Annotated in this window: 6 protein-coding genes; 4 read left to right on the top strand and 2 right to left on the bottom strand. The window is 41.2% G+C overall.

Annotation, left to right across the window (positions count from 1 at the left end; genetic code table 11):
* Nucleotides 1-97 precede the first annotated feature (97 nt).
* Entirely contained in the window at nucleotides 98-4,117 is a 4,020-nt protein-coding gene (locus ACUVXA_RS10480; RefSeq protein ID WP_445871208.1) for a glutamate-cysteine ligase family protein, read from the top strand.
* Here ACUVXA_RS10480 and ACUVXA_RS10485 read toward each other — a convergent pair.
* Both ACUVXA_RS10485 and ACUVXA_RS10490 read right to left on the bottom strand, forming a co-directional pair.
* Nucleotides 4,114-5,451, bottom strand: a complete 1,338-nt coding sequence (locus tag ACUVXA_RS10485; protein ID WP_445871209.1) for a hypothetical protein — start codon at nucleotides 5,449-5,451, stop codon at nucleotides 4,114-4,116. The two genes, ACUVXA_RS10480 and ACUVXA_RS10485, sit on opposite strands and share 4 nt — an antisense overlap.
* A 131-nt stretch (nucleotides 5,452-5,582) precedes the next feature.
* Nucleotides 5,583-7,109 (bottom strand): amidohydrolase family protein, encoded by a 1,527-nt coding sequence (locus ACUVXA_RS10490; protein ID WP_445871210.1) that lies wholly within the window; start codon nucleotides 7,107-7,109, stop codon nucleotides 5,583-5,585.
* A 194-nt stretch (nucleotides 7,110-7,303) separates the two neighbouring features.
* On the opposite strand from ACUVXA_RS10490, the gene ACUVXA_RS10495 reads away from it, so the two are divergent.
* From ACUVXA_RS10495 to ACUVXA_RS10505, 3 genes are all read left to right on the top strand, one after another.
* Complete coding sequence (locus tag ACUVXA_RS10495) at nucleotides 7,304-7,585, top strand: hypothetical protein (RefSeq protein ID WP_445871211.1); 282 nt, start codon at nucleotides 7,304-7,306, stop codon at nucleotides 7,583-7,585.
* 128 nt (nucleotides 7,586-7,713) lie between these two features.
* Entirely contained in the window at nucleotides 7,714-9,270 is a 1,557-nt protein-coding gene (locus ACUVXA_RS10500; protein WP_445871212.1) for a hypothetical protein, read from the top strand.
* A gap of 231 nt (nucleotides 9,271-9,501) precedes the next feature.
* Nucleotides 9,502-10,512 carry a hypothetical protein gene (locus tag ACUVXA_RS10505; protein WP_445871213.1) on the top strand — a complete coding sequence of 337 codons (1,011 nt, stop codon included), beginning with the start codon at nucleotides 9,502-9,504 and terminating at the stop codon, nucleotides 10,510-10,512.
* Nucleotides 10,513-10,671: the final 159 nt, after the last annotated feature.

Raw genomic sequence — 10,671 nt, forward strand, 5'->3', positions numbered from 1 at the left:
ACCGAACACCATCTGGAAGTGTCCTAGATGGGTAAGTTTCGGACAACGGTTGGTAAGCACTTCCACCACCTGACTTATCGAACTAGAGAGTGTTCAAATGAGTAGCACACGGCTCCCCTTTACCCAAGGTGTTGAGATGGAGATTCAGATTGTAGATCAGAGTGGTGGTCTACTGCAAGGTCAACATCTGATAAAGGTATGGGAATACCTGCTAAAGCGCGCAGAAGCCGTTATGCAAAAAACTGTGCTTGATGGCGCTCCCAACATTGTGCGGGAAAAGTTTATTCGTTTGCGGCGTGTGGAAAAGGAGCGGCAAGGGAGGAAGTTGCCGTATATTACTGTTACCTATAGGATGCCTGGTGGTAAAACTGTTGATATTTATGCTTTCGGCCCAGATCCCAATATAAGTCAGGTTACTTGGATTCTTGAGCTAGTAACCCCGCCCTGTGAGACAATGGAAGAGTTGGGTTGGTGGATGAATTCTCTTTACAGGGTTGCTTTGAATTCCCTGCCGAGTGGGCATGGAATAATATCGATTGGATTTAACCCTAAGGAAGCTGAGTACCGTAGTGGAGTTACTTTCGGCGACCACTACCATATTGGTCTGTCTGATAATAGGGATAGAGTTGCTGCGTATAATCTGCTGCGCTGTTTTCTCCCTCACGTAATTGCCCTTTCTGTGAACTCTCCGTTTATAAATGAGGCACCTACTGGAAGCGTTAAAATTAAGAAAACCCCCAAGGTTTTTGTTTTAAGTCAGAATAGTGTAAGAAGTCTTAGATTGAAGTTTAATAAGGGGCAGACGGGACCCGCAGATAAGGATCACTATATACCTTTTCTTGAGAGGCTCGACAGGAAGCTCTTTGACCGGATTGTGAACAGGGAACCTCCTGATGACAGGTTCGTTGATATGTTTCCGTTCACCGACTATGGTACAATTGAGATAAGAGTGTTTGACAGCCAGTTTAGTGTTTCACGTAGGCTGGCTCTGGTTGCAATTATCCAAACCCTAGCCTATAAGGCCGTTAAGCTCGCGAAGTCTGGTCAGAAGTTACCAGATGTTAATTCCGAGGTTCTAGTAAACACCAGGGACAAGGCGATTGAGTTTGGACTCTTTGGTAAGTTCTTCGGAGATGAGAGGCTTAGCAGTTCAAGTAAATGGTTTGCAAAATACTATAATCTCAATCCTGATACCGAGAAGCCGAATACAAAGCTTTTCGAATCTGTTCAAGGTATGCTTCGGTTTATTCAGGGAGAGGTTGAGGAGCTAGGTTTTCAAGGATATCTTAAACCTGTTTTAACCTCTGTTATGGGAAGCCACCAACTTCAGCCCCCCTGCTCCCCTGCCGACTTCCTACTCTACCTTTACCAGTCTTCTGGTGCTGACTTCAGACGGGTTACCTCAAACCTCGTTAAGCTAACCGAAGAATTTTGCACAAACCTTATAGAAGACCCAATAACTAAGCTCTTTGGTATCCCCGAAGTTTCTGCAAGAGAGATTGTGGCCGAGCGCGCGCCTACCGCTGTTGCACCTGTTGCTGCACCCGTAATTTCCGTCAAGGGTTCCGCCTCCGTAGGGAAGAATCTGGTTGTAGCCGAGGAGCGAATTCCCTTCAAGCTGAGTGTTACATCCAATAGCAGTTCTGAGGTTAGGGCAACAATTCTTGGAAAGATTTTATCAAGAGAGGGAGGAGAGGACTCTGTCATTTTCACTGCCGTAAAGGAAATTTCACTTAAACCGGGTAAAGAGACCCCGCTAAGAGAGAACACCTTCCACCTCTCAGTACCCTTCGGAGCTTTCTCCAAGCCTAAAACCTGCTTCCTCCAGTTTACTGTGCGTGATGAAAATAAAAACGAGTTAGCCCAAATAAAAACCAACAGCTTCAGGGTGGTTGCCACACCCGACATTTCAGTTAGGGCTTCTCCAGTTTACAAAAAATTTGAAGAGGGAAAAACCTATGAGATAGGTTTCCAGGTAACAAACAAAACACCTCAATTCTCTGGACGGTACCGGTTACGCGTTTATCGAAGACTCCCCAGTGGTGTTTCAAAACTTGAACTAGAAAAAAGTCTTAGCCCTAAGACCGAAAAAATTCCCTACAAGTTAAAGATAACAGGAGAAACCACAAAGGAAACATATCTGAAAATAAGAGCCCAAGTCCTCTACAAAGGACGGGTAGTAGGGGAAAGCGAAACCCCGAATATAGAAATCATACCAAAAATAGTGCCAAAAATAGAGCCACCAAAACCAAAAGTTGAAGTAGTAACAAAGCTACCCACCCAAATCCAACCACAACAAGTGGCCCAACAAATAAAACCACAACAAAGTTTGAAAGTTCTGCCCCAATCACGGCCCCAAAGAGTGCAGCCGAAAGCACCCTCTAAACCTCGACCCCACCCCCAGCCTCAAAAAATCCATAAAGTGGATAAGGCAAAGCCCGCACTAAAGTTAAAGGTAGTTACACCTACAGTGATGCCAGCCCCCTCTAACAGGATGAAAGTTGAGAGAAAGGTTTCCAAACCAACGGTTTCTAAACGCGTTTCAAGAAAAGTATCTGCATCCAAGTCGAAGTCCAAGGTGAGTAAGCCTTCGGTGCAGCGAATTGTGAAACTTGAGCCCAGAGCCTCCAAGAGCAGGGCGCATCCTGTTAAACGCCAATCGATGATTGGTAAAAAGGTTAAAGTGACTGGTGTTACTCGTCGACCAGTAGCCGCCACACCTGCTGCAGGAAAGAGAGTGAGGGAATCAAAGGCGGTTCGGTTCTCGGTTGTTGAGCGCCCAAAAGTTTCTCTCTACATTAAATCTAAGGAGAAAGAATTAGTTCTTGGCTCTGCGTGCAATTTTGATATCGAGGTGAACAATCTTAATCCGAGTATGACGGGATTTTACTGGTTAAATCTCTACTACTGCCCTATAGGTGGAGATGAGATTCTCGTAAACCATAGAATGTTCAAGTTACTAGATAAAAAGAAAATAAATTACAAATTTAAAATGAATGATCTTCCAAAGACTACAAGGTTTAGGCTTAGGGCAGAGATATTATACCAAGGACTGGTTATAGGGCAGCTTGATTCTGAAGAAATTTTTGTCAAGTCGCCCGTCGTAGATAAAATGTTGAAGCTCAAGGGAGTTCTTAACACTCCCTCTAGTATAATGTCTGGAGTTAGAATTGTTCCATTCCTCCAAGTTGATGCTAACTATGTGCTCAACCCATTAACCATTTTAATTAACCTTGAGGTCTCCTCCGCAGACGTAAATATTCAGAAGGATATTTACTCCTATACCATTAGAAAAGACGGAACTTATCTACTCCCGCTGCCAATGAGAATCAGAGATATTCCCCCCGGTGCGAAAAAGGCTTCGATGGAAGTTTCCTTGAGTGTAGGGAATGTGAAAATCGGCACTAAAAAAACTTCTCTTCAAGTGGTCCCATACACATCTCTTGTGGAGGTTACTCCCCCCCTCTTACAAGGTGGTATGAGGGCTGGGGAAAATGTTACACATTTGCTCAGAATCAGAAATAATTCGGAAAAAAATCTCCCGGTAGCCATAGATTACACCCTTCTACCCCTAGGTTCAAAGGAGAATCGGGTGGGAAAAACCCGTTTAAATCTCATGCCTAGAAAGCAGGATCAAATAGAGGACAGATTTACGCTTCCTCTTTACGCCACTGGTAGAGAATGCTTCCTTATTGCAAAGCTCTCTTACAGCTTGAAGGAAGGCAAGGCTGAGGAATGGATTGGTTCTCCCAATTTTCTGATTTCCCAACCCTCACTAGCTCCACTGGAGATTAAAATTGAGGGAGCACCCCGTATTCCCAGTATTGTGAGCAGCGGTGAGAAGGTTGACTTAAAATTATGGGTAAGACAAAACTACGAGGGAAAGGGGGTCAAGCTTCACGTCTACGCTACCGGTCAAGAGGGAGAGGTGAAAATTAAGAGCATAAACATTAAGCAAAAGAGAGAAATAAAAACTTACGGCTCCTACTCTTGGAAAGCTCCCAAGGTTCCGTACCGAACCAGATACATTCTAGACGTTAAGGTAACTGAAGACGGCCAGCCCGTCTCTGACCATTTAATAAAAAAAGAAAAAAAGGAGATAATAGTAGTACCTTAAGAGTACCCCTCTTCCTCTTCTGCTACAAAAGTTGACGGAGTGGTTTTCACAGCGATAGCGAATCTTTGAGCAAGAGTGTCATACCACTTCCAAAGATCACCAAAGTCGGTAGCCTTAAGAACCTCGCCTCTACCTAACTCTGCCATTTTTTGCATTAATTGAATATCAGCTTCTCCTAGTCCTACGATGTAGAGTACCCAGCCGGGCTGTCCTGAGAGAAATTTCTTAATCGCCGGTATAGGATTTACAGGTATCCCTTGGCCTGGGTCTCCCTTATTCGGCATTCCATCACTTAGTAAAACAAACATTACGGGAGACGGCTCGCCGGTTTTGGGGTTTGGCGGGAACGCTGTTGCGAGTTCTGTAGCTGTTTTGAGTGCTCCGCTCATGTATGTTAGTCCGCTTCCTTCTTGGCACTTTTCTATTATGTAGTTTGCTATGGTCTCTAAGCCAATGTCCTTGCTCTCCCCGGTACATTTTATTACTGTGCTTATGTTTCCATCCACATCTGATACTCTCAGAGGCTCCACTTCGTCTGCGAAAGTTATGACTTGAACGTTTTCACCCCATCCTCTGCCTATTTTGAGTGAGAGGTAAAGTAGCGTTGCTAATGCTGCGGCTTTTATTCTACTCACCATAGCTCCTTCTTCCATGGTGATAATGAAGTCTTTTAGTTGCGGGGTTTCCTTAAGTCCCCTTCTGAGTCCCTCAACTGCTCCATCAGCGTTTTTCACTCTCATGTCTTCTTTCTGCATGCTTCCAGAAACATCTATCATTAGGATAGCGTTGAAGGTCATGTCTACAGCGGGAACAATCTCGAATGTTACTTCCCTACCCGTGGGATCAATTATGGCTACGTCTTCTGAGAATAGTTCTGGCTGTGTTTTCTGTATTCTGAGCTTGAGGTGGTCGCATTCTGCGTCTCTCCAGTCTATCTCCAGGTTCTTATATATCGGTCTCTTCATTAGGAGTCGTGCAAGGTCGTCAACGTGATCTGCAACCCAAATTACAACTTCCTCCGTCGCTTGGCCAGCCATCGGTTCAACCCCGATTTGAACGTTTGTAACCCCTCCTATTGCTTCTTTTTTCTTTACGGTAACTGTGTCGCCTTCTGAAACGTTTGCCGAGTCGAGAACCGACCCGTCGACCATTATATAGCCAGCGGCGCACTCACCACTCGAAACAACTTGGGCTGCACCCCAATCCTCATACTCGTTGATAAAAACTATCACATCAAAATCGTCTGCACCTAAGTTTTGCATATCGCTCTTATTCATGTAGGCCCTACCATCGATTGCCCCAGCGTTTATAACTTCAGCCTGCATCATCGACATTCTAATTTCACCTTAATATAGTATTTAAATAGACAAGCATATTAGATTTTCCTAAAATGCAAATGATTCTCTCTTTTAATAGTTGTTAAATATTAATCCATGATTCTAGAAACGTTACTTCTTTGTTGAGTTTACTTGATTAGAGATTTCGGAAGTTTTTCTGCTTCTTCTCTAGTTTTAATTTCCTTTGGCTCACTGCTGAAGAGGATTTCGTGCAATAGTTTAGTATAGAGTTTTGCGTTAAGTATTGTTTCTTGCTGCTCTCCTTCACTAATGTCTTCCTCGATTTGGAGTAGTTTTGCCGTCGCATTGCAGATACTCAAATATTCTCCCTCTCCCCCAGCCTTCCTCTTTGCAATCAATATAATTTCATCGATATGGGGAGTTGTTAACTTCTCACGAGACAGGCATATAGCTAAGCTTTCGAAGTCCACCTCAAACTCGGAGGAGAGTAAGATGTCGTAAGTAACATAGGCTAACTTTTTGCTCTTAATAAGGGAGGACACTTTTTCTGACAGGTTCTTCAGAAATATGTCAGCGTACTCTATGTTTACGTTGTAAACAATACCATCTGCCACAGGTTTATTCTCTCCAGGGTATAATACTCTAAATGGTTTAATGATTGATAGAATGTTTCCTGCGAGAATACGCTGTATATCCTCTGGGCCTCCTTCTAATTCCTCATGGAACTCTTTCGTGAAAAGATAGGTTAGAAAATCTGTGGCTTGGGGTATACTGAAATAATTATAATCTGTTCCGAATATAATCTTACTCGACCAGTTGGGAACAATGTTCTTCATTCTCTTGAAAAAGAGGGGAACATCGTATCCCCTCAAGCCAGAGGTTTCAGCGTAGACGCTGGGATCTTTAAAAAATTCGTAGAGTTCATCCCTTGTGTATTCCATTCCTGAATGTCCAATTATTACTGCGAAGTCGCTGCTTCCTAGTTCCTCTCTAACCTCTTGTGTTAGTCTATATATGTCCTCGGCTGTGCTATAATATCTGCAGTCAAAAAGAACTGGAAGCCCAAGCCTAGCTGCTGCTATCACGACTTTCTTAACATTATCTGAAACAACATCGTCCAAAAACTTCTGTGATATTGGATGAAGCTTCAGACCCCTCGCTCCCAGCTGGCTACATCTCACCAGTTCCTCAACCGCTTTCTCTCCCTCATGAGGGTCAACTCTTACGAATCCTAGCATCCGTAGAGAGTATGGGAGAACCGCTGCGCGGCTAAGAATCCTGTCGTTTGGAATCTGGAAGCTGGGGCTTGTCTTATATGCTGTAGCATCGTTGAAGGGGAAGGAAACAAACTTATCAATTGTCCAGCCTAGACTCCTAATATCCGGGGTGTTTTCAACAAGCAGGCCCAGAAACACTGGAGGCTTTGTGAAAGATTCTGCAGGAAAAAGATAGAATTTATCGGAATTTATTCTCGTAGCACCTATGATCTCAAACTGGAGCCTTTGGTAGAAATCAAGAGTAGTCTTTGGGCTATTTGTTCTGTAGGCCTTCCTTCCATACTCTAAGACCTCTTCTTTACCGATATGCGTGTGGGCGTCAACAACGTAGAAGCCAACAGATCTTTTTGAAATATTGGATTCATTTTGGACATCAGTGTCAGGTTGAGTCTTATCTGCGCACTCCAGAAAAATCAATATTCTAACCTCTTGTCGTTATTAGCAGTATAAGATTAAATGGAAATCCTCCTATTGAATCTTCCCATTAAGTACCTTTTAAGAAAGCAGTCCCCATTTAGAGAGATGTAAATATAGTATGTGGAGTGGGGGAATCTTTTGTTAGGCATAAGATTTTTTTACTTTAAATTGAGATATTTTTTTGAGATGATTCTATGGTTAAAAAAAGGACAACTTACGAAGGTGTTCAGAAGATTGATTTAACTTTAGAAAATAATAATTGGAGATTAATGATAATAATTTTACCGGGAGAAGAGTCAGGTAAGAAAGAAGAGCGTATAATCACCGAGGAAGTTGTGAATCAGGTGATAGTTAATGGTTGCCGTATCAAGTTTCATGACAGTAAGGCAAGCATCGAATCACCTGAAGGTAATATTAGAATATCCATTGACCATGATATTACACAAAATATTAAGACCGTGGAAATCTTTCAGTGAACACCTTCCCCATCTGTAACATCTCCCTTTGATAACAGAGAATTATTAGGTTCCGATTTGAATTATTTGATTCCTATGCCGCATAAGTTACTGTCTTCAATTCTCAATTAAGTAGGAGTAGAGCAAAGTTGGACAGAATTTTTGCATTTCCCTTTCTTAAGCTTTCATCCGGAATTTCGGTTTCTTCTAAGGATATAGATAGCATGGAAACTGCAGTCGCTTTACTTTTAATTGAACTTGATAGGAAAAAGGACGATGCTTTAGTTTCCATTTCGAGATTTTTCTGTCCTCTCTGGATCCTCCCATTAGATGAGAGTAAGGCTCTCGTTTTTGATGGAAGCGACCTTTCATCTTCAAAAATCGAACTTCAGGCCCTGGACTTTGATATTCCTTCAGTTCTTAAGAAAGGAGATTTTTTCTATTTTGTTTCCGGGCTTGAAAAGTATGTAAGGAAGGCTGTGTCTTGCTACCAGTCGAAGCCCAAGAGTGTGAAGCTGAAGGGGTGGTTAGGTGAGGATTTTGCTTCGGAGATTAGAGATCTCCTGCCCAAGCTTGAACAATGGACTAATTTGAAGCAATTTGAGGTGATTGAGCCTTCCTACACGCTCAACAAGGAGTTCCTAGACACGAGCTACCTTGAATGGTTTCCAACAAAGAACCTTGTTGAAAGAGAGAAACAGAAGCACGAGGCAACCCTTGAACTTATAAACTCACAAATCCAGTCTGCTTCTGAAAAGTACAAAAGCAACAAGGAGAAATATAGAGAAAAGGAAGCCAAGTTTAAATCAGAAGCAAAAGAAAAATTGGAGAAGGAGAGGGAGAAAAGAGATAGCCTGATCGCAAAACTCAAGCAATCTACGTTTAAGCCAAAGCCACCAAGTATTGGAACCACTCTGGAAAATAGGGTAGGAGCAATAATAAAACACTCTGAGTACCTTAAGACCCCAGTTGGAACTGAAAACCTAGATAGAATACTGAAGCGTATACAAGATTTTAGAACCTCGGTTGAGGAATTAAAATTTTATCTCAGTGACCTCGAAAAAGAATACCTTGCCTGTAGAAAAGAGTTAGAAAGGTTCTACTCTGAGAAAGAGCGTGAAATAAAAAGGGTTGAAGCCGAATTCGAATCAATTAAGAGTGAAATTGAGCGCAAACTCCAGAATAACCTCACAGGTCTGAGTATCGAAATAGAGGACTATAAAGTTGCTATTGAGAAAGCCAAGTCCCTGAAAGAACAGTTAACTACAGCCTTCGCATATTGGAAGGACAAAACAGAATTGGCTATGCAAGATTATAATAGACTCACTCTGCCACTGAAAAACTTCCCACACAGTGACCATTCCTTCCTGATTTTCATACCCTTTTACGTAGCAGAGTACCAGAGAAAGCGCAATAAAAACTATAAAGTCATATCCCCTGTGACCATAACAGAAAAGAAGAAAATAGAAGGCCTCAAGGCAATTAGCAATCTGGCACGAAAATACCAGAAAGAAGTTGATAAAGGTAAGTTAGATAAAAGGTTCCAAGAAGGTCTCAGAAACTATAACTACCTCTTAAACCCGGCAATCGCTCAAGAGTTCTCAAAGGGAATGAGCCTACTAGAAAAACTAGGAATAATCGACTCAAAAACAGCGAGTAGAGTGAAAAACGCTTATGACCAGTATTTCCGAATAAAACTAGAATAAATCGAATTATCTTAATGTCTAAAGATATTATTAAGATAATCTCTTTAAAAATAATTTTATCATTAAAATCATATTATGATTATTTTTAATTCTGTTTCATTTTTTATTTTGTTTTTAACTACTATCAGGGGTAAAGTTTTAAATGTGCGATGGGAATTTTCTTATAAATAATGTGAGGGAATAAAAATATCAAAAACTGGAACAGATTTTTATTCTCCTGCCATGAACAGCATGATAAAGCCTTTTATTCAAAAAATGAAGAGCGAACACGATAAACTGTTAAAAGAAGTAAATGACTCGCTTAAACCGAATCTTTCTTCAAGTACCATAGAATCTTACTTGGAAATTCTTAGAAACCAATTTTCGATTGACATGCTCATAAAAGAGGGCTATCATTTATTATCGATATCCGGTTTAATAACCAACAAAATTCACCTTAACGTAATAAAAGCCAAAATGAGTGGCAAAATCAAAGAAGAACTCGAAGACAAAATCAAAGATGCAGAGGAAAAGCTAACCTCAACTAAGAATTTACTGTATGAAACTTATGAAAACTTAAAGTCATATCAGGGTTTTGAGTGGTTGATTTTCGCATACACATACTTAAGGGACGCTGAGACTAGTGCCAATCTACTTAGAGCAAGAGAAGCCGTGGATTCGGAGCTATTCTTTCATGCATGCTTAGCAATAGAGATGTGCAACATTTTCACAGACTTCATAGACTTAATAAAAACCATTGATGAGAAAGGAAAGAAGGCAGACGATATCAAAAAATCAATGAAGGACTTTGCTTTCACAATGATCCAGACAGCGGAATACGACTTGAAAACCGTGACACCGGAGCATGTGAATAATCCGGATGAGGAAGCATTACTTATAAAGACGATAAACTATTTAGTGCCAGTCATGACGAAAATGTTTACGGGGAAAAATTACCTCGTGGCAATCGATACAGCTCAGTTGGTTATATTCAACGCGGAGCTAATAAAAGCAGCTTTTGTTCAGGCCCCTCAATCCTATATTAGAAGCTTGATGGCACAGAAGCTTATGGAATTCAACGAACTCATATCGAAAACCAGAGAAAAAGGAAAATTCGACGCTATACTTCCAATATTCTACTATGAAAAAGCCGCGGGACCACTAGGAGAACCCTCAAGAATGATCGCAAGTGCAAACCTATCAATGGCATTAATAGGCATAATGGAAAAAGAACTAAAACCATCAGCAATGTTCACAATATAAAACCAGCTCAGCTCCAATTAAGGGTTATAAAAAATGCCTTAATAGTGCTGTGTTGCATAATTTATGAATTTTTAATTTGCTTATTAAGTGATTAAAAAATTTTCAAAAAAACCTACATAAGCTTCGCTTTTTAGACAAATTATAAAAAACCTTTTTTTG

Source organism: Candidatus Jordarchaeum sp. (assembly GCF_052745115.1).

Bases quoted from the DNA above. Each gene is read 5' to 3' on its own strand.
- ACUVXA_RS10480 (WP_445871208.1), top strand. From the start codon at position 98: ATGAGTAGCACACGGCTCCCCTTTACCCAAGGTGTTGAGATGGAGATT.
- ACUVXA_RS10505 (WP_445871213.1), top strand. From the start codon at position 9,502: ATGATAAAGCCTTTTATTCAAAAAATGAAGAGCGAACACGATAAACTG.
- ACUVXA_RS10485 (WP_445871209.1), bottom strand. From the start codon at position 5,451: ATGTCGATGATGCAGGCTGAAGTTATAAACGCTGGGGCAATCGATGGT.
- ACUVXA_RS10495 (WP_445871211.1), top strand. From the start codon at position 7,304: ATGGTTAAAAAAAGGACAACTTACGAAGGTGTTCAGAAGATTGATTTA.